The sequence below is a fragment of the Flavihumibacter stibioxidans genome (genome assembly GCF_014332695.1).
Lineage (GTDB): Bacteria > Bacteroidota > Bacteroidia > Chitinophagales > Chitinophagaceae > Flavihumibacter > Flavihumibacter stibioxidans.
In genome coordinates this window covers 660923-681591 of record NZ_MBUA01000001.1, presented here as the reverse complement: position 1 = coordinate 681591, position 20669 = coordinate 660923, and the positions used below count along the sequence as shown (strand labels likewise).

Sequence of the window (20669 nt, the reverse complement as noted above, 5' to 3'; positions counted from 1 at the left end):
TAGGTTTTTTATTCTGTTTTCAAATTCTCAACCGGATTGGCGCTTGCTGCGCGAACGGTCTGTACACTCAATATAAGCAGGGCAATAAGCATCATTCCTGTGCCAGTTGCGGCGAAGACCCACCAACTCATGCTGGTGCGATAGGAGAAATCCTGCAGCCAGTTGTACATGGCCCACCAGCCTAGCGGAACGGCAATCAATATCGCCAGCAAAACCAGTTGCAGGAAATCTTTCAGCAACAAACCGGTGACCTGCGGCACGGAGGCGCCAAGCACTTTTCTCACCCCGATCTCCTTCTTCCTGCTGTTGGTGCTGTAAATGGCAAGTCCCAGCAATCCCAGGCAACTGATAAAAATACTCAGGCCCGTGGCCCATTTCAACAGGCGGGAAATATTCTGTTCGGACTTGTAGAATTTTGCGATGGATTCATCAAAAAATTGATATTCGAAATCTTCATCAGGGTAGATCTCTTTGTAGGCCGTTTCCACTTTTTTCAATCCGCGGTTCCATAATTCGGGATCATTGTCCTTGGGTTTCAGTGCCAGATGAATGGTCCTGCTTCTTCCGGTTGCGGCTGAATAGGCCAGGGGCTTGATGGCCTGCTGTGTTCCCTTGGTATGGAAATCTGCCAGCACCCCAACTACCGGTGTGGGCCATGCGCGGTCGATTAATTGTCCCACTGCTTTTTCAGGCTGATCAAAACCCATCATCCGGGCATAGGTTTCATTGATGACAAGTTCCCGGATGGTATCACTCTGGCGCAGGTTCCTTCCTGCAAGTAATTTCATACCATAGAGACTGAAATAGGTGGTGTCGGCATATTTCATTTCAACTGTGGTCTCCAGTTTTTTACCATTATGGGTGGTACTCATGGAGGTAGAAGACATGCCGTTTTCTGCGGGCGGACCACCTGCGAGACTCAGGTTTTCGATTTCGGGTATTGCTTTCAGTTTCTGGAGGAGGGCGAAACGCCGGTTATCATTTTCCCGGTTAGCCCAGTTCCATTTGGTGTTAAAATAGACGAGGGCCGATTGTTTATATCCCAGGTCCTTGTTCAGGGAATAATGGATCTGCTTGCTCACGATGAGTGTGGCAATGAGCAGGAACTGTGCGATCACAAACTGTGTAATGGTAAGGCTCTGGCGCAGCCAGCCACTCCGTGACCTGCCAGATTGCGCATACAACTGGTTTTTCATTGCCGTAACAGGATTAAAACGACTCAGGACCAGGGCAGGGTAAAAGCCTGCCATTAAACTTACCAGGAGCACTGCCAGCAACATGAACAACCATACATGCGGCTGGTTCAGTGAACCTGCGCTGATGCCCGGCGGAATAAAGTCCCTGAATACATTCAGTAAAATGGGCAGTAAGAGTATTGACAGTGCAGTTGCACAAACTGTCAGCAGAAAAGATTCGCTTAGAAATTGCAGGATGAGTTGTTTTTTCTCACCCCCTAATGTTTTGCGGATACCGATCTCCTTTGCCCTTGTAGACGCCTGTGCGGTACTAAGGTTAATGAAATTGATGGCACCCAACAGTAGCAGGAATACGGCTACTGCCATCAAACCGTATAATGTGGGCAGGTGGGCCTGGCGCTGGTCGAAGGCATCGAAATCGGGATTGAAATGGATATCTTTCAGTGGTTGCAGGAAGTGCTGGGAACCATCTTTTTCACCATCCTGTTCAGGTTTAACGTATTTGAGGCGTAGGTTGGCAATCTGTTTTTCAATGCCACCGGGATTTGCGCCGGTTTTAAGTTTCACCAACAATTGAGACCCGGAACTGATACTTCTCCATTCCTCCCAGTTATAATCCTTGCGCAATGCTGAATTTTCAATGGTTGACCTGGAAATAAAATCAGTGAAAACGAAATCGGTGTTTGCTTTGAAATCTTTTACGATGCCGGTAACGGTGGTTCGGATTGAATCGTTGTAAGTAAGGGTCTTGCCGGGAATATCGGCCAGTTCTGTTCCCGGAAAATACATCCTGGCACGGCTTTCCGTCAAAACTACTGAAAACGGTTTCACCAGTGCCAAGCCTGCATCGCCTTGCAGCCAGTCGTAGTTGACCAGGGTAAAATAATATTCATCCGCATAAATTACATGCTGCTGTTTGCGGAAAACTTTCGGTTGTTGCTGGCTGTTAAGGTCCGGTGATACCGTGGTTTCGTACTGCGTCAGGAAATGTGTAACAGATTCCAGTCCGCTTATTTCCTCCCTGGCCGCTTTTGCCAGGGGTACCGGTACCCCCGAAATATTCATTGTCATGCCCGGGAATTGCATATTTGATACTACCCGGTAGATACGGTCACCATCTTTATGGAATTTGTCATACGTCAGCTCATGCTGCACAATCAGGTAAATAACCAATGCTGCGCAAATACCAATGGCCAGTCCCAGCACATTGATGAGCGTAAAGAATTTGTGTCGCCAAAAATTCCGGATCGCAATGGTGAAATAATTCCTGAACATGGGGTAATTTTTCTTTATTCTGATTTCAGACTTTTAACGGGATTGGCTGTAGCCGCGCTGATCGCTTTATAACCAACGGTCAGCCAGGCAATGATTACGGAAGCCAGCACAGCAAGGATAAATACCCAGGCGCCGATATCGATCCTGTAGGTGAAATTCTGCAGCCAGTTGTTCATCAGGTACCAGCCTGCAGGAGCTGCCAGGGCAAAGGCAATAAGGATCAGTACGGTAAATTCTTTCGAGAACAAGTACACGATGCTGCCCACGGATGCGCCCAGGACTTTGCGGATACCCACTTCCTTGTTCTTCTGCACAGCCATAAAGGATACCAGTCCGTATAAACCAAGACAGGAGATGATGATGGCCAGGGTCGCATATACTTTGTAGAGCCTGCTCAGCCTTTCTTCCTGCTGGTAGAATTCATTGATGCTTTCATCCAGGAACCTTGTCTCCGCGGCATATTCGGGATAATGTTTATCCCAGACCTGCTGGATTGCCTCACCGGACTTGCCCAGGTTATTACTTTTCAGCTTGATGGCAGTGAGGGAATAAAATGCAGGGTAGCTGATGATGGCCGTAGGCTGGATGCCATCGCGAAGGGAATTGTTTTTGAAATCCCGCACCACACCTACGATTTCCCTGAATTTTCCCGCACCGATACGGATGGTTTTACCGATCGCTTCGGATGGCTCTTTAATGCCAACCTTTTGCATCAGGGTTTCATTGATCACCACCTTACGGGCACTGTCGGCGGTTGTATAAAAACGACCAGCCAGCAGGTTCATACCGAAGGTCCCGGCATAATGTTCATCTCCGGTTTTGAGGTAGAGGCTAAAAGGCAGATCCTCGGTATTGTTGTTGAAGGCGAAATTGGTAGTCCAGGAATTAAGACTGGATGGCGGATCCATCGTAAAGCTCACACTTTTTACCGCCGGCAATTTCAGCAGGTCTGACTTGAAAGCGGCTTGCCGGGCAAGGGATGTGCTGTCGTTGTTTCCTTGTAAAAGCAAAACAGCTTCCTTGTCGAAACCAATATCCGCGGTGCGGATAAAATTCATTTGACCCACGGCAATGATGGTGGCAATGATCAGCAGTTGCGAGAAAGCAAACTGAAGTACCACCAGCACACGACGTAAAGAAAGGCCGCCAACGCGGGTATTATTGATTTTGTTCTTGATGGCTTCCACCGGCTGAAAACTGCTCAGTATCAGGGATGGATAGAAACCTGCGAGAATGGTTGTAACAACCAGGGTTATCACCAGAAAAAGGATACTACCGGTATTGATCAGGGTCAGTTGTTGCTGGATATCGGCAATATAACGCAGGTAGGGCAGTGCCAGCCATGCGAGCAAAACAGCTGTCATACCTGCGAACAATACAATGAGACCGGTTTCAAACAGTACCTGGGTGCGCAATTGTGTTTTGCTGCTGCCCATCACCTTCCTTATACCCACTTCCTTGCCTCTTTTTGCAGCCAGGGCAGTGGAGAGGTTGATGAAATTGATGCAGGCCATCAATACGATCAGTACGCCGATCAGGGCCAGTGTATTCAGGGAAGTCTTGTTGCTGATGTGATCCCCGTTGTTTTCCAGGCGGGTGTCGAAGTGAATATTCTTAAGTGGTTGCAGAAAATGCGAGGTTTTGGTTGCACTCTCCATTCGGTAATATTTCCTTGAAAATGTTTCCAGATTTGCATCAATGGATGCTGCTTTCATATTTTCAGGCAGCAGTGCATATACCTGGTGGTCGGAGGTGGATAGCCCCCAATCATTTATCTGTTCGCCGTAATTGAAATATTGCTGATTGCTTTCAAATGTTTTGTAGGAAGGAATCACCGCAAAAGGAAAGTCGCTGTTACTGGGCACATCCTCAATAATACCTGCCACCTGTACCAGGATATTGTTGTCGATCTTCAGGTATCCGTCCATGGCAGATTGCCAGGTACCGAAATATTTTTCCGCGATACTTTTTGCCAGTACTAATTTGCCCGGTTCTTTTAGTACGGCTGCTGATCCTGCCATCCACTTCACATCAAAAATGCTGAATATTTCAGGGTCGGCAAAAAATACCCCGGACTCTTCAATGAACCTTCGTGAGCTGATTGTGTTGGGATCTTTCATCACGGTCAGCTGGCTGCCGAATGATTTATACAATTCACCAAACGTTACCTGCGGAAAGTCCTGGCGCAGGGCTCTTGTAGCAGGGAAGGGGACGCCGACCTGGAAGCCTGTTTCGGTCGGGCTGACATCTTTTTTGATGACCTGGTAAATGCGGTCGGCATTTTTATGGTAGGTGTCATAACTGTACTCGTGCTGCAGTACCAGGAAGATTACGATGGTGGCTGCCAGTGCGATGGCCAGTCCCGCAATGTTGATGACACTGTGCGAACGGTGTCTTTTGATATTGCGGAGTGCAATGGTGAAATAATTTTTGAACATAGTCTAAGGTTTATTCGGTTCTAATGCTTTTTACGGGATTATTTAATGCTGCTTTCAGTGCCTGGAAGCCAACCGTTACCAGGGCAATCAATGCCGCCAGTAATCCTGCCACCAAAAAGACCCACCATCCGATATTGATACGGAAGGCAAAATCTTCCAGCCATTTGTTCATTACGATCCAGGAGAGCGGGAAGGCTAGACAGGCGGAGATGGCCACCAGTTTCAGGAAGTCCATAGAAAGCAGTACCATGATCTGGTTGACAGACGCCCCCAGCACTTTACGTACCCCGATTTCCTTGTTCCTTTGCTCAGCCATATAGGCTGCCAGGCCAAATAGCCCCAGGCAGGCAATCAGGATGGCCAGCACAGCAAAACTGAAGGCCAGTTTACCCGCTTTCGATTCAGCCTTATACATATTGTTGAAGGAGGCATCAAGGAAGGAATACCCAAAGGGGAAACCTGCTGCGTGCGCCGCATATTTCTGCTCCACCTGTTTCACCAGGTTCTGGACGTTAGTGGCATCCATTTTAACCGCAATGGACCAATCGGCATTCCTTAGGCGCATGCAAAGGGGGCCAATCTTTTGTTTCAGGGATTCGAAATGGAAATTCTTCACCACACCAATGATGGTATAGGCAAGCATTTCAGCCTGGGAATTAGACTGGCTCTTATATATCTTTTTCCCCACAGGATCATCGTAACCCAACATATCGGCCGTGGTTTCATTGATGATTATGGCCATGGAGTCAGAAACAAATTCCTTTGAAAAGTTCCTTCCCTGTTTTATTTCCATGCCCAGAAGGGGAATATAATTTTCATCGACCCCCCACACCTGCATATTGAAACCGTTTTTCATGTCCATTACCGCTTCTTTCGAAAAAGTGTTGTCATTACGACTGCTACCGGCAACTGGCAGATAACCACCACTTGAGACAGCTTTCACCCCGGGTAAACGCAGCAATTCATTTTTGAATGCCCGGGTGCCATCGCCCATAACCTGAGTATTATTGATGACCATCACCTGCTCCTTGCTAAAGCCCAACTTCTTTTGCTGGATATAAGCCAGTTGCCGGTAAACAACGATGGTGCCTACTATGAGAATAATTGCCATTGAAAACTGCAGGACCACCAGGGTGCTGCGGAGGTTGCTTTTCTTTGCCCCGCCACTCAGTTTTCCCTTTAATACCGTTATGGGTTTGAAGGAAGAGAGGAAGAAGGCGGGATAGGTGCCTGCCAGGAGGCCGATCACAAAAGGCAGGGCCAGCATCGATACCAGGAACAGGGGCTGGAAGAAATTTGCCAGCGAAATTTCCTTTCCTGCTATATCATTGAAAAGGGGCAGGACCAGGGCTGCGATGACTATGGCAATCAGGAGTGACAGAAAAGATATCAGGGTTGATTCAGTAAGGAATTGCCGGATCAGTGTATGGTATGTAGTGCCCAATACTTTCCTGATTCCTACTTCCCTGGCACGGTTTGCCGACCTGGCGGTGGAAAGGTTCATGAAATTGATGCAGGCGATCAGCAAAATGAAAACGGCTACCGCTAGAAAAATATATACATAACGGATATCGCTGTTGATGCCCAGTTCCGCCACCCTGGCGGAATGCAGGTGAATGTCGGTAAGGGGCATGAGGGAATACTCAAGCTTTGATCCCGACTTTTCCAGGTCAGCTATGGTTTTGACCTGCATGGTCTGTTGCAGCATCGGGAATATATAACGGTTGACATATTCCGGGAATTTCTTTTCCAGGCTTGCAGCAGAACTGCCGGGTTTCAGCAACAGGAAAGTGGCGAAATTGTGGCTGAGGAAATCCCCGAATCCATAGTTCAGGTTATCCATGGAAAAAATAAAGTCGAACCGGAAATGGGAACGTTTGGGCATGTCCCGGATCACGGCAGTGACCTTATAAATGGTGCCATTGTTGTCATCAGTTTCGAGATTCTTTCCCACCACGTCCAGACTGGAAAAATATTTCATGGCAGCGGATTCCGAGATCACCACTGTATTTGGTTCGTTCAGGGCGGTATGCAGATCTCCGGCTACCGGCTCATAACTGAATATGTCAAAGAAAGTGGAATCCGCATAGGCTACCCCCAATTCCTGCAGGAAATCGTTTCCCTTTTTTACCAGTCTCGAACCATTGGAATTATACACACGGGTAAATTCCTCTACTTCGGGGTAATCCTTTTTGATGGTAGAACCCATCATGTCTGATGTGACCGCCAGGCTCATCGAATTGCCACCGAAGAGAATATCGGAATTGATTCGGTAGATCCGGTCCGCTTTTTTATGGAATCGATCATAGCTGAGCTCATCTGTTACATACAGCGCAATCAACAGGAAACAAGCCATGCCAATTGCCAGGCCAAGTATATTAAGAACGGAGAAAAACTTGTTTTTTACGAGAGTTCTCCAGGCTATTTTAAGGTTGTTGAATAACATATGAAAAGGTTTATTCTGAACGCAATGATTTTACCGGGTTACTTAACGCCGCCCTGATGGCCTGATAGCTGACGGTTGCCAGCGCGATCAGCATCGCAATGCCTGCGGTAAGCAGGAAGAGCCACCATTCGATGCCAGTGCGATAGGGATAGTTGTCCAGCCAGTTGTTCATCGCCCACCAGGCAATGGGACAACCAATGAAAACCGAGATGAGTACCAGTTTTAAAAAGTCTTTTGATAACATTCCGGATATGGAGGTTACCGAAGCGCCCAATACTTTCCTGACACCGATTTCCTTGGTACGGGTGGCAGTCATATAGGTTGCGAGTCCGAACAATCCAAGGCAGGAGATGAAAATGGTGAGGAAGGAGAAGAGCCAGGAGAGTGTGGCTACGCGTTTTTCCCCGGCAAACTTGGCATCGTATTCCGCATCTATGAATTTAAACTCAAAGGGATAGCTGGGGTTATATTTTTTAAATATACTTTCGGCTTTCCTGACATTATCCGCCACTGTTCCCGAGTTGCTTAATTTGAAATGTATAGTATTGAACCAGTTGGGGCCAGCGCCTTCAATCAGCATGGGTTTGGTGGGATAAAAGGGCGACTGGATGATAAAATCGCGAAAGACACCCACTACATGGAACTTTTCGTCGCCATCAAAAATCTCCTTACCGATGGGGTCTTTTAAATTCATGGCCTTCATGGCAGATTCATTGATAAGCATGCCCATGGAATCGGTGGGGTATTTGGCAAGGTCAAAATCGCGGCCATGGACAAGCTGTAAACCTGCTGTTTTTGCCAGGTTTTCATCAGAAGAGAATATGTCAAAATCAGTTTTGTCATTTGGATCCTTACCGGCCCACTGGATGCCCCATGTATCTCGCCAGGCCTGCGTCAGGGGAGCACTGGTTTTTGTTACCGAACTGGCAATGCCCGATTCCAGTAATTCATTTTTAACCAGGGTGTAGTTCTTATAAAGGTCGCCGTTCATCATATGATACACCAATTTATCCTTATCATAACCGGCATTCCGGTTCTGCGCATGCAAAAGTTGTTTGCGTACCACGATGGTGCACATGATGAGGATGATGGCAAAACTGAATTGCGTTACCACCAGCACTTTCCGGGGCGATACCGTTGCATTGGATTTATTGAAAGCCCCCTTTAATACTCTCGTAGGCTTAAATGAAGAGAGAAAGAAAGCCGGGTAACTGCCTGCGAGGATTCCTGTAATAAGGATAAATGCAATAAAAAGTCCCCAGAATGTCGGGTCGGCAAAGTCGATCATTAGTTCTTTGCTGGTGAGTTGGTTGAAGGCGGGGAGGCTCAGGATAACTATCAATAAGGCGAGTAATCCGGCTATCCCTGCAACCAGAATTGATTCCCCGATAAACTGCGCTACCAGGCTCGATTTCATGGCGCCTACCACTTTTCGGATGCCAACTTCCCTTGCCCTTTTTTCCGAGCGTGCAGTGCTAAGGTTCATGAAATTGATACAGGCAATAAGCAGGATAAAAGCAGCAGTTACCGCAAAAATGCGAACGTATAATATGTTGCCGCCGCTTTCTTTCCCGTTCTCAAAATTGGAATAGAGCCTCCACTTTGAAATGGGATAGATGAACATCTGCCATTTGGGTTCATCCGGCACATATTTAACCCGAAAGGTCTTCATTTTCTCCTGCACACCGGCCAGGTTGGTATTTGGCCTGAGCAGCACATATGTGCGTATGGAATTATTTTGCCAGTTACTTTCATCCCCCTGCATTTTTCGCATATTGCTCCATGGTAGCAGGTATTCAAAATTGAACCGGGTATTTTTGGGCGGGTCTTCAACTACTGCCGTTACAATGGCATTTTCTTCCTGGTCGATTTTTACGATCTTACCCAGCACATCCTCTGTACCAAATAAACTCAGGGCCAGGGAACGGGTCAGCACTATGCCATCATTGTTCATCAGGGCGGTTTCCAGGTTTCCCTTCAGCGGTTGGAAACTGAATACCCGGAAAAAAGTGGAGTCCACAATATTGCCGCCACTCATCAGGCTTTTATCACCTACGGTGAACAGTTTCATGTTCCGCCAGTTGACCCTGGCCGTGGTTTCCACTTCGGGCAGGTCCTTTTGCATGGCACCAGCCAATACTTTTGGTGTGGTATTCCAGCACTGCAATTCACCGCTGAATTCGGCCCTGTGCCAGGCTTCATAAATCCTGTCCTTTTTTTCATGAAACTGGTCATAGCTGGTTTCATGATTGATCCAGAGCAGTATTAAAATGGCACTGGCCATTCCAATCGCCAGGCCGGTGATATTGATAACCGAGAACCCTTTGTTTTTTAAAAGGTTCCGGAAGGCGATTTTTATATAGTTGATGAACATGCCGGCAGTTTCTGGTTATGAAGAATTGGTTTACTCAGATCGGAGGGAGGTTACAGGATTTTTCAATGCGGCCCGGGAGGCATTCAGGCTGATGGTTACCAGGGCAATGAATACCACCAGTACCGCCACTACCAGGAAAACGACAGGGTTGATCTCAATGCGGTAGGCATAATTTGTGAGCCAGCCTTTCATCATCCACCAGGTCAATGGGATCGCAATCAGGAAGGCGAGGGCAATTAACAGGAAGAATTCCTTTGACATGAGTACCAGCAATTGCTGAACAGATGCGCCCAATACTTTCCTGATGCCTATCTCTTTTTTCCTTCTCTCAATGGCGAAAGAAACCAGGCCGAAAAGCCCGAGACAACAAACAAAAATGGCGAGACCGGAAAATATTACCGAGAGACTGCCGATGAGTTGCTCATTATTGAATTTTTCATTGAAAAACTCATCAATGAAACGGTATTCGAACAGGTAATCCGGACTGTACCTGTTATAGATGGTCTCCACTGCCGCCACTGCTTTTTTAATATCCACATTATCCCTGAAACGTATATTGATACGACCATTCCAGCCTGATTCGGAAACCAGCATCAGGGGCTCAGGGGCACCATAGGGAGAGTTTATTACAAAATTATCTATAACGCCTACCAGTAAGCGCTCCTTTCCGGCCCAGTTCAATTTGGTGCCGATGGCATCCTTCAGGCCCAGCAGCCTTACAGCTTCCTTGTTCAGGATAACATTGTTGGTGTCTGCCGGTTGAAAATCACGGCCTTCCAGGACTTTTACTTTCATTGTTTTGGCGAAGTCATGATCAGTGAACATGAAGCCTATGATCAGGTTCTTTGATTCGGGCATTCCGCTGTAACTGATACCGGAGGTATAACCGAAAATGTCGGTGATCTGGTTGCCGGTACGGTTCACGGCCTCAACCATACCGGTGGCATAAAGGTCATTTTTAAATGCCTGCAATTGGCGGTCGGCCTGGCTGGAAGAATTTACCATCAGGAGGTTGTCCTGGCTGTAACCAAGATCCCTGTTCTGTACATATTGAAGCTGCTGGTAGATCAGGATGGTTGCAGATATCAACAGGAAGGAGATCACGAATTGTGCAGTTACCAGTATCTTCCGGGGCGCCAGTAATTGTTTGCCGCTCAGGAAGGTTCCTTTAAAAATTTTTACAGGCTGAAAGCTTGACAGGTAAAAAGCGGGATAACTTCCTGCAATGAATCCTGTGAATAAAATGATTCCCGCCATAATGCCCCAGGAGGCCGGATCTGAGTATGGAACACTGATCTGCTGGTTGAGCAACTGGCTGAAGGGTTTCACCAGGAGGAACATGAACAGAACGGCCAGGGCAAAGGAGAAAAGGGCCATCAGGACTGATTCGGTCACAAACTGGAAAACCAGTTGCTTACGCATGGATCCCAGGGTCTTGCGGATGCCTACTTCCTTGGCGCGTTTTTCTGAGCGGGCTGTGCTCAGGTTCATGAAATTCACACAGGCAATCAGCAAAATCACCACAGCCACCCAGGTGAAAAGGCGCACATACTGAATTCGGCCGCCTGTATTTTTCCCATCACGATACTCTTCATACAAGCGCCATTTGCTCATCGGGTGCAGGATAATCTGCCCGCGTGTGGTGGGATTTTCGCTTCCGGTCTTAGCCCTTATCAGTGCAATTGTCTTGGCCTCTACTGCGGTTGCATTGGATCCAGGCTTTAGACGGAAGAATACGCGGTTACCACAGTTCACCCAATCAGCGGAAGCATTTTTCACCCAATCTGATGATTGGTTGTAACTCTGCACCAGGTCAAATTGCACGGTGCTGGCTGGGACAGGGTCTTTCAGGACCGCTTTCACCACTACGGAGCGGTCGTTGTTCAGTTTGATTGTTTCGCCAATTACATTGATGCGGTTGAAAAGGCCTCTTGCAGTGGATTCTGTGATCAGGATGGCATCAGGATCTTTTAATGCCGCTGATGTGCCTTCCAAAAAGTCGTAATTGAATATATCCAGGAATTCAGGAGTGGTTGTAATCGAACGGCGGTTGAGTTTTTTGTCGCCCACAGTCATCAGCACATCACCTGGAAAACTAGCTACTGCTGCGGCTTCCACTTCAGGGATGGCTGCTTTTGCCGCTGAAGGAAGGGGAAACATCATGTCCTGCCCGGTGGTAATCTCACCGTTGAAATTTCGGTTTATATAAACATGGTAAATATCCTCATAGTGCTTCTGGTCCTTGTCCCAGGACCGCTCACTATTTACCCATAACAGGATCAGCAGTGTGCTGGTCATGCCGATGGTGAGTCCGGCTATATTGATTAGGGTGAAGAACCTGTTTTTCCGCAGGTTCCTGAAAGCAACTTTAAGGTAGCTGAAGATCATAAAGATAGGTTGACCGGTTGGTTGGGTGAATGGGAATGGTTATACCATGAGGTCCTGCATTACTGTCTGCCCGTCGAGCATGCGGATGATGCGGTGGCTGTAGCGTGCATCATGTTCGCTATGCGTTACCATTACAATGGTGGTGCCCTGCTCGTTCAGGTCTGTGAGTAACTGCATCACTTCATTGCCATTGCTGGAATCAAGGTTACCCGTCGGTTCATCCGCCAGGATCAGCTTGGGATTATTCACAACAGCCCTTGCTACGGCTACACGTTGCTGTTGCCCGCCTGACAATTGTTGCGGATAGTGGTTACGGCGGTGCATGATCACCATCTTATCCAGCACATCTTCCACGATCTTTTTCCGCTCCGCCGCTTTCACGCCGGTATAGATCAGGGGCAGTTCCACGTTCTCGAAAACGGTGAGCTCGTCGATCAGGTTAAAACTCTGGAAAACGAACCCGATATTGCGTTTGCGCAGGTCGGCCCGTTTGCGTTCATTGAAACCCGCCACTTCAATGCCGTTAAACAAAAAACTGCCGGAATCGGGGTCATCCAGTAAGCCAAGGATGTTCAGCAGGGTGGACTTGCCACAGCCGGAGGGTCCCATTACGGCTACGAATTCGCCGTCCTTTACTTCGAAAGAAAGTTTGTTCAGCGCAACCGTTTCCACGTCTTCGGTGCGGTAAATTTTTTCCAGGTTAGAGATCTTGATCATATCAGGTGGTTGTTGTATTAAATGAATAAGAGTAAAGAAAGGGGAGAAGTCAATTCTTCTTCTGCATGTTCCTGCGAAACAGCGGTTTTTTTAACAGGGTACTGCATCAATGCCGGCGTCTGATAGATGGCCGGAATGGTTACCTGCTCCAAAGAAGGCAGGCATCCATTCACGCCGCTCTGTGTATCCGCTGATAAAACCAGCACCAGCAAAAGTGTTCCGCAAAATTTAAGAAGAGAATGTTTCATACAAGAAGGTTTAATGGTTGATGGCTTGATTGCTTTATGGATGGTGGGTGTGGTCAGTGTTTATTTCCTTTTCAGAATGAGTTCCTGGTTGGTGCCGAAATTTTCATAGCTGGAAGTGATCACTTTATCGCCTGGCTGCAGCCCGCTTAGCACTTCATAATTATCGGGGCTCTGCATGCCCAGCTGAATGTCGGTTTTGTAGGCTACGGTTCCCGCTTCGTTCAGCTTGTAGATCCAGTTGCCTCCCGTCTGCTGATAGAATCCGCCCTTGGAAAGGAGGATGGCCTGCTTCTCATCACTCAGTGCCAGCTTGATCTGCAGGGTCTGCCCGCGGCGCACCCCCTTTGGTACTTCACCCTCGAATTCCATGTCCACCTGGAAGCGACCGCCGGTTACCTGTGTATATACTTTTTTAATGGTCAGCACATAGTCCCTGCCTGCGAAATTGAATGTTCCCTTCAAACCGGTGATGATGCGTGAAATATAATGTTCGTCAATATCTGCGCGTACCTTGAAACCGCTGAGCACATCCAGCTGTCCCAGGCGCTCACCTTTGTTCTTGGATTGTCCGATCTCGGCATCCAGGGAAGTGAGCTGCCCGTCCACCGGCGCACGTACCACCAGGTCTCCAACTTTTCGGCGCATCAGCTGCAGTGCATTCTGCATGCGTTCGTAAGACTGCTGCATCTGGCTCAGTTGCTGGCGGCTGGAAATGGAATCTTTTTTCAGGATATCCACCGTCAGGTTTTTGCGCTTTTGCTGGTAGTTGTACAGGTTTTCACTGGACTGGTATTCCTGCTTACCGATTGCCTTTTGTTCATGAAGGCGCTTGTTTACGTTATATACGCGCTCGGCTTCTTTCACCGCATTGTCCACCTCCGCCATCTGGTTGAGGCGGGTGATGGTATTCTGGTCTGCATTGTTCCTGGAGATCTGCATCTGGGTCAGTACATTGAAGACCTGGGTTTCCTGGTTGGAGAGACTCAGTTCGAGATCGGTATTGCTTAGTCGCAGGATCGGCTGGCCCTTGGTCATGATCGCACCATCCTCCACATATTTCTCTTCCACCCGTCCGCCTTCGGTGGCATCGAGGTAGATGGTGGTCACGGGGAGCACGATACCGTTTACGGGAATATTTTCCTGGAAAATCCCCTTTTTGATCTCACTGATCGTGATACGTTCGGTATCCACGTTGAGGCGGCTGGCACCGGCAGTATAATAGTAACTGCCTCCGATAAGCGCAACCAGGGCCGCAATACCCGCGATGGTCCAGATCTTCCTGGCCGGCCATTTCTTTTTTTCTATTACTCTGTCCACAGTTGATGGTTTGTGTTATTCGTTCGGATTATTGATATGCAACGGCGTGCCAAAATTTAAATCATTGAAAATGAAGTCTTTGTAAACTTATCTTGAATCCGACTGTTCGCTTTTGATACAATTTGTGTCCGCTTTTGAGCCGGTGTGTACAGTGTAAATAAATCCTAACATTGCAGAGTAATTATGACAATCAAAAATGCCACTGTACTGGTCGTGGATGATGACACCGATGTGCTCACGGCTGTACGTTTATTACTGAAAACGGAAGTGATGGAAGTGGTGACGGAGAAGAATCCGCAGCACCTGCCCAGCCTGCTGGCCGGAAAGCGCTTTGATGTGATCATGCTCGACATGAATTTCACCAGTTCCATCAATACCGGTAATGAGGGACTCTTCTGGCTGCGTCGCATTAAGGAACTCAAATCCGATGCAGGCGTGATCATGATCACTGCTTATGGGGATGTGGACCTTGCCGTTCAATCACTCAAGGACGGGGCGGCAGATTTCGTGGTGAAACCCTGGCACAACGACCGGTTGATCAGCACCATCAAAGATGTGTTGCGCAAACGTGCGGGCATTCGGGAAGAGAGCAGTGCTGCCACGCAAAGTATCATCGGATCTGAACTCCTGGGTGAATCCGAACAGATGCAGGCAATTTTTTACAAGATCGAAAAGATCGCACCGACTGACGCGAACATATTGGTACTGGGCGAGAACGGCACCGGCAAGGACCTGATTGCCAAAGCCATCCACCAGCACAGCCTGCGGTCCGCCAAACCCTTTGTGAAAGTGGATGTAGGCGCATTGACCGATTCCTTGTTTGAGAGTGAATTATTCGGCCATGTGAAAGGTGCATTTACAGATGCCCGTGAGGAAAGAATAGGGCGCTTCGAAGCAGCCAGTGGTGGTACTATTTTCCTGGACGAGATCGGCAATATCAGTCTGCAGCAGCAGGCCAAGTTGTTGAGTGTACTGCAGAACCGGCAGGTAACACGGCTGGGATCAAATACACCCATTCCGGTAGATGTGCGGTTGATCTGTGCCACCAACCTGCCCATTGCGGAACTGGCCAATGAGAATCGTTTCCGTAAGGATCTTATCTATCGCATCAATACCGTTGAGATCATTGTGCCGCCGCTGCGTAAGCGGGGCAGGGATATCCTGCTGCTGGCGGACCATTTCAATAAAATGTACAGCGGAAAGTACCTGAAGCCTTTGCTGTCTTTTGATAAAAGCGCAAAGGATAAACTGCTGTCCTATTCCTTTCCCGGGAATGTGCGCGAACTGCAATACACCATTGAACGGGCAGTGATCATGGCCGAGGAAGAAGAACTGACTGCCGAGGACCTTTTGTTCTCACCCATTGAATCGGCTATGGATGAACGTGAGGAACCTGCGGATTTCAAACTCAGTGCAGTGGAAAAGAATACCATATTGAAAGTGATCGAGAAACACAATGGCAATATCACACGGGCCGCAAAGGAGCTGGGACTTACGCGTACGGCCCTTTACCGCAGACTAAGCAAATATGATATCTGATAAATTTGAAACGAGGCTGTTTTTGCGGGTACTGCTACTCTTTGCGGTGCTTTTCGCAACCGCCTGGACATTGATAGGAGGGGAATACCGCCTCCTGTTGCTGACGGTTCCTCTGCTGGGCTGGCAGTTCTATGATTTTTACCGGTCGCAGCGCAAAGCCCAGGACGAGTTGAAACAATTTGTGGAATCAGTGCATTACCGGGACTTTACCCGATATTTTGATGTAACGCACGCCCCGGCTGAATTGCAACCATTAAGGCAGGGATTCAATGAGATCAATACCGCCTTCAAGGGCATCAGCAAGGAAAAGGAAACCCAGTACCAGTACCTGCAGCGTATACTCGAGCTCGTGGATACCGGAATCCTCTCCTATGATACACAGAGCGGGGAAGTGGTGTGGATGAATGAATCGCTCAAGCGGATGTTGCAGATACCCTATCTGAAGACCATTGCATCCCTTGCCCGCCGCGATGCTGCGTTGGCTGCGGCCGTGGAGACCATTAAACCCGGTGAAGTGAAGATCGCAACCGTGCATCTGGAGAAAGGCAACTTTAAAATACTGGTCTCCTGTTCAGCCTTCCAGACCGGAAACCAGGTCTTTAAACTCATCGCTTTCCAGAATGTGGATGAGGCCCTGGATGAAACTGAAAGTCGCGCGTGGAGCAGGCTGCTAAGTGTGATGACCCATGAAATCATGAACAGTGTGGCTCCTATTTCATCCCTGGCCGATACCCTGAAGAACCGTCTGCACCAGGTGGCTGAGGAAATAAAGGGGGACTCGGCCGTTTTCGACGACCTGGAGCTAGGTATTGAAACCATCAAGCGCCGGAGTGAAGGACTGCTGCGGTTTGCTGAAACCTATCGCAGCCTGAACAAGATCACCACGCTGACCCTCACGAAAGTAAAAGTGCTTGATCTGTTCCAGAACCTTAACCTGCTGATGGCTCCCAAACTGGAGAAAATGGGAATAGAAACGGAGATCATCCTGAAGGATCCGGAACTGATCCTGGAAGCAGATACCAACCTGGTGGACCAGGTGCTCATCAACCTGCTGGTGAATGCGATGGATGCAGTGAAGGACCGGCCCAATCCGCGGATCGTCTTATCTGCCTATGCCGGTTCCAACAAACGTACCGTCATCCGCGTGGCAGATAATGGAGCGGGGATGCCGGCAGAAGTACTCGACAAGATTTTCATTCCCTTTTTCAGCACCAAGAAAAGCGGCTCGGGTATCGGGCTGAGTTTATGCAAGCAGATCATGATGCTGCACAAGGGAAGTATCCAGGTGCAAAGTGTGGAAGGAGAGGGAACGGCTTTTATTCTGCAGTTCTGATCAGGTCGCCAGCGTGGGAATACGGCCTTTCAGCCAGCTGTCTTTTACAGGTATGATCCAATTATTTTCCAGGTCCTGTTTGGTCTGGACCAGGTTATTGAAATAGAGCGTATCGCCGTTGATGAAGTTATTTTCTATGGCGTGGTTGAGTTGGGCCAGGGGCAGGAGTTGCACCTTATCCTTCACCACAAAGGCCATCAGCTGGCGGTCGAACAGGTTTACATTAAACTGCTGTTCAATGGCTTTGATCAGCCTTACTGAACTGTCTGTACTGCAGCCGCTTACGCCGGTCTGGGTTTCATCTGCCATCAGGATGATAAATTGCCCGAAGAACAGGGTGGCAAACCCCTTTACCTGGTCGCCGTGAGCCTGCCATCCGGCCACAAATTGGTCCAGCATTTTTTCCAGTTCCAGTGCTTCCATCATGCCGAACATACGGTTGCTCTGGTAAATCCAAACCCTTGAAGAAGGGTGGAAATCAGCGGGCAGCAGGTGTGCGTAGGAGAGATTCATGGTACAAAGTTAGGGGATGAGAAACAATTCACTTGTTTGTAGTACTATTGAATACTTTCAGAATATAAATATTATTATAAATCATTATATGCCTCAATGACTTGAAAAGATCGCCTGATGTTTTTCAAGATAAGACAGGTTTTGATGAGACAGTTTTTTGATTTTTTCCTTTCCGGTCACGCCAATTTTTTCAAATGCAGCTATCTCTATTTTTTCAGAAAGAATGATTCTATCGTTGTTCTCAAAACTTATCAAATGCCTGTCAAACAGTGCATCATAAGTTGGTGAAAGTAGAATGCCATTATTAGGATCAAGTCGCTCGTTATCTGTTGCATCTTTCCATGGAACTATATGTGATGCTATTAAGATTTCTAATTTATCGAAACCTGTGACCGCACATGCGTAGTTCCAGCGATGAATCACTCTTTTACGGTAAATACCCTGCCCAACCCGGGAAATAATTAGACCTTCTCGTTCGGTCGTGTTGGGTAACCGGTCAATATTATATTTTGGTTCCGGATCTTCTGAATTAGTCTGAATGAAATCACCCGGAGCAACAGGAATAAATGCGCCTCTTCTTTTAAAGAAAAACTTTATGGCGTCTCGTGTATGCCCATTTTTATCAGTTGATTGTTCAATTCCAGCGTCAAAAAATTCTAATTCCGTGATAAATTTTACAAAACCTTTTCGGGCAAATTCAAAGAGAAAGACTCTTTTTCCATTTTGCAAATGATTTTTGAGGGCCAAATTCCCCCGTATAAACTGCATATCTCCTTGCTGCCCTTCACCTGAATAAAAGAAAATGTTATCGTTTTCCCAACCATCGGCATAACTATATTGAGTGCCTGTTTTTCCTGAGAAAATAAAGATATATGGTGAGCTATTTGAATAAGATATGCCTGTTTGTCGATTTCCCTTATACGAATCATGAAGATCAGCTCTTTTATAAACATGATCTGGTATGAAAGGAATTTTTTCCAGCTGCCGGATTTTTGATGGTTGCCAGTAAGATAATGATTTATTAGAGTTTAGAAAACCCATCCTGCCAATAACACCACCGGTTATTCGATTTCCCTTTCCGCCGACGGCAGCCTGATATTAGTGGGCTATCCGCACAATGATAAAACGGGCGATATGGCCGGACAAGCGGTTGTTTACGGTCTAACGGTGACGAAGACTCGCTTGTAACGGGTCAGGGCCGGACTTCCTTTATCGGTAACTTTCAGAATGAAATGAATGGTTTGTTCACGATCCACCATCGGGGCGGTTACTGGAAGCCGGTATAAATTCGGTGAATAGGGGCGCAGATTGACCAGGCCTTTATAGGTACCTGCTTCCGGATATTGAAACCAGAGATAACTCATCGAATCACCATCCGGGTCTGTGGTGCCATCAGCATCCAGGTAAAACAGTTCACCGGATTTAACGGTAAGCCGGTCATCATGCGCCAGTTTTGGAACGGGCGGATGATTGCATTCGCTGAAAGGTTTTGTCGCCCATTGCATTCTCGCAGCAAAATCGTTTTGAAATTCCACTCTCCAGCGCCAGATCGTTTCCTTGTTGCCGACATAGGATTTTTTATCAAGGGGCGAAACAATGGAGTCGGCCGCATTGGTCCAGATGGGTCTGGTTTCGGGTTCATCCTTCGGCCAGTTTTCCCGCTTGAACGGACCGGTGTTGGAATCCTGGAATTCCGGCAAATATAATTCATAACGACCGCCCCAGCCGCCATAGTTGGGATGTTCCGGATCATTGAGTCCATTGTTGATCAGGTTCATAAAGGCAGGGCTGTCGCCTTCCATCCCATAAGCCACATCGGGATAAGCAGCACCCAGCGGACCATGTCCCTGCTGGATATTGGTTGCCAGCCAGTCTGCGGAAACCACCTCTTTATTGGAACCGGGCAGGCCAAACGCGATGCCCAGCCAGGTGGCGTTTCCATAATTGTAACCGGGTGTAACGACAAAAAATATCCCGGGAAAGTTTTTCCTGATCCAGGGCCCTGAATCATCCTGGTCTGAAATGGTATACACCCGTAGTTTTTGATAGAGTTTACTGGCTTCGGCAGGTGTCTTCGTTTTTTTGATTTTCCATAATGCCTGGGCCAGGGTATTCGGACCGCCCCAAACCGGCACCCAGAGAGGCCGGTCGTCTTTTTTCTCCAGTACTTTCACTATCCAGTCGGAGCCTTCTGAATCCTTCCCTTCCCCCACGCCTTCCATGCCATATACTGCCAGTCCTTTCTTTACTTTGCCTTTCAATTCCTCAGGGTCAGGATATCCTTTTTCATGTTGCAGCAATCTGGGATGTGCCACTTTATACGCATCCAGGATTTTCACAATGCTCTCCGGGGCCACCCTTGTTTTCTGGTGTATCGAAGTAGTTGCAATCAATCCTTCCACCTCCCACTGGTTGCTGTAGGTAAGAAAACGAACCATGGATTGCGCATCATCCGGATCGGCTTCGATGTCGGTAAGTACCAGTACACGTAGTTTCTGTTCCGGCTGTGCTTGCGAGAAAACAGATATGCTAAGCAAGAATAGCAGGCAGGCATAGAAAGGCTTAGCCAAAGGTCTCCTGGTGCACATTGTATTGGTTCGCATCATGTCCATAAATTGTACAGGTAAGATAGGATATCGGACCGGAAATCCCCGCCTGCTAAGGCCATTTCCTCAGTTCCACCGACTTTAATAAACTGTCTATCCCGGCATGGAGGGTAGAATCAGAAACCATGTACAGGGCTTCCGGCAGGTCGAGACTGGTGGGCGGCGGTTGGGGCCATGCATGATGGCAGAGCAGCAGGCGCAGGCCCTCGTTGATCTTTTCTTCCCCAAGAAGCAGGTACAGGCGGTACATGGCCACCATTTCCCGTAGGTGTATAAAAA

The 20669-nt window shown here is 47.9% G+C and carries 14 protein-coding genes; 2 read left to right on the top strand and 12 right to left on the bottom strand.

Annotated features, from left to right (window positions below; genetic code table 11):
• Positions 1-8: 8 nt before the first annotated feature.
• The 8 genes from BC349_RS02860 to BC349_RS20145 are packed head-to-tail and all read right to left on the bottom strand — an operon-like array spanning position 9 to position 14399.
• On the bottom strand, positions 9-2471 hold the full coding sequence (locus BC349_RS02860; RefSeq protein ID WP_187255226.1) for an ABC transporter permease: 2463 nt from the start codon (positions 2469-2471) through the stop codon (positions 9-11).
• A gap of 14 nt (positions 2472-2485) precedes the next feature.
• A complete protein-coding gene (locus BC349_RS02855) occupies positions 2486-4909 on the bottom strand; it encodes an ABC transporter permease (RefSeq protein WP_187255225.1) in 2424 nt (807 codons plus the stop codon).
• 10 nt (positions 4910-4919) lie between these two features.
• On the bottom strand, positions 4920-7355 hold the full coding sequence (locus BC349_RS02850) for an ABC transporter permease (protein WP_187255224.1): 2436 nt from the start codon (positions 7353-7355) through the stop codon (positions 4920-4922).
• A 10-nt stretch (positions 7356-7365) separates the two neighbouring features.
• Entirely contained in the window at positions 7366-9729 is a 2364-nt protein-coding gene (locus BC349_RS02845) for an ABC transporter permease (protein WP_187255223.1), read from the bottom strand.
• A 30-nt stretch (positions 9730-9759) separates the two neighbouring features.
• Positions 9760-12117, bottom strand: a complete 2358-nt coding sequence (locus tag BC349_RS02840; protein WP_187255222.1) for an ABC transporter permease — start codon at positions 12115-12117, stop codon at positions 9760-9762.
• A 39-nt stretch (positions 12118-12156) separates the two neighbouring features.
• On the bottom strand, positions 12157-12834 hold the full coding sequence (locus BC349_RS02835; RefSeq protein WP_187255221.1) for an ABC transporter ATP-binding protein: 678 nt from the start codon (positions 12832-12834) through the stop codon (positions 12157-12159).
• A 17-nt stretch (positions 12835-12851) separates the two neighbouring features.
• Positions 12852-13082 (bottom strand): hypothetical protein, encoded by a 231-nt coding sequence (locus BC349_RS02830; RefSeq protein ID WP_187255220.1) that lies wholly within the window; start codon positions 13080-13082, stop codon positions 12852-12854.
• A 60-nt stretch (positions 13083-13142) separates the two neighbouring features.
• Complete coding sequence (locus BC349_RS20145) at positions 13143-14399, bottom strand: efflux RND transporter periplasmic adaptor subunit (RefSeq protein ID WP_187255219.1); 1257 nt, start codon at positions 14397-14399, stop codon at positions 13143-13145.
• 183 nt (positions 14400-14582) lie between these two features.
• Between BC349_RS20145 and BC349_RS02820 the strand changes: the two genes are divergently transcribed.
• Both BC349_RS02820 and BC349_RS02815 read left to right on the top strand, forming a co-directional pair.
• Positions 14583-15938 carry a sigma-54-dependent transcriptional regulator gene (locus tag BC349_RS02820; RefSeq protein ID WP_187255218.1) on the top strand — a complete coding sequence of 452 codons (1356 nt, stop codon included), beginning with the start codon at positions 14583-14585 and terminating at the stop codon, positions 15936-15938.
• Entirely contained in the window at positions 15928-17271 is a 1344-nt protein-coding gene (locus BC349_RS02815; RefSeq protein ID WP_187255217.1) for a sensor histidine kinase, read from the top strand. Before BC349_RS02820 ends, BC349_RS02815 begins: the two co-directional genes overlap by 11 nt.
• Here the strand turns inward: BC349_RS02815 and BC349_RS02810 are convergent, their stop codons facing one another.
• The 4 genes from BC349_RS02810 to BC349_RS02795 form a co-directional block, all read right to left on the bottom strand.
• The gene (locus tag BC349_RS02810) at positions 17272-17784 is read right to left on the bottom strand and encodes a hypothetical protein (protein WP_187255216.1); all 513 of its coding nucleotides are present in this window, start codon (positions 17782-17784) and stop codon (positions 17272-17274) included.
• 93 nt (positions 17785-17877) lie between these two features.
• Entirely contained in the window at positions 17878-18825 is a 948-nt protein-coding gene (locus tag BC349_RS02805) for an SRA domain-containing endonuclease (RefSeq protein WP_187255215.1), read from the bottom strand.
• A 113-nt stretch (positions 18826-18938) separates the two neighbouring features.
• Entirely contained in the window at positions 18939-20390 is a 1452-nt protein-coding gene (locus BC349_RS02800) for a DUF1593 domain-containing protein (RefSeq protein WP_246456762.1), read from the bottom strand.
• 52 nt (positions 20391-20442) lie between these two features.
• Positions 20443-20640 carry a hypothetical protein gene (locus tag BC349_RS02795; RefSeq protein ID WP_187255214.1) on the bottom strand — a complete coding sequence of 66 codons (198 nt, stop codon included), beginning with the start codon at positions 20638-20640 and terminating at the stop codon, positions 20443-20445.
• Between the last annotated feature and the right edge of the window lie 29 nt (positions 20641-20669).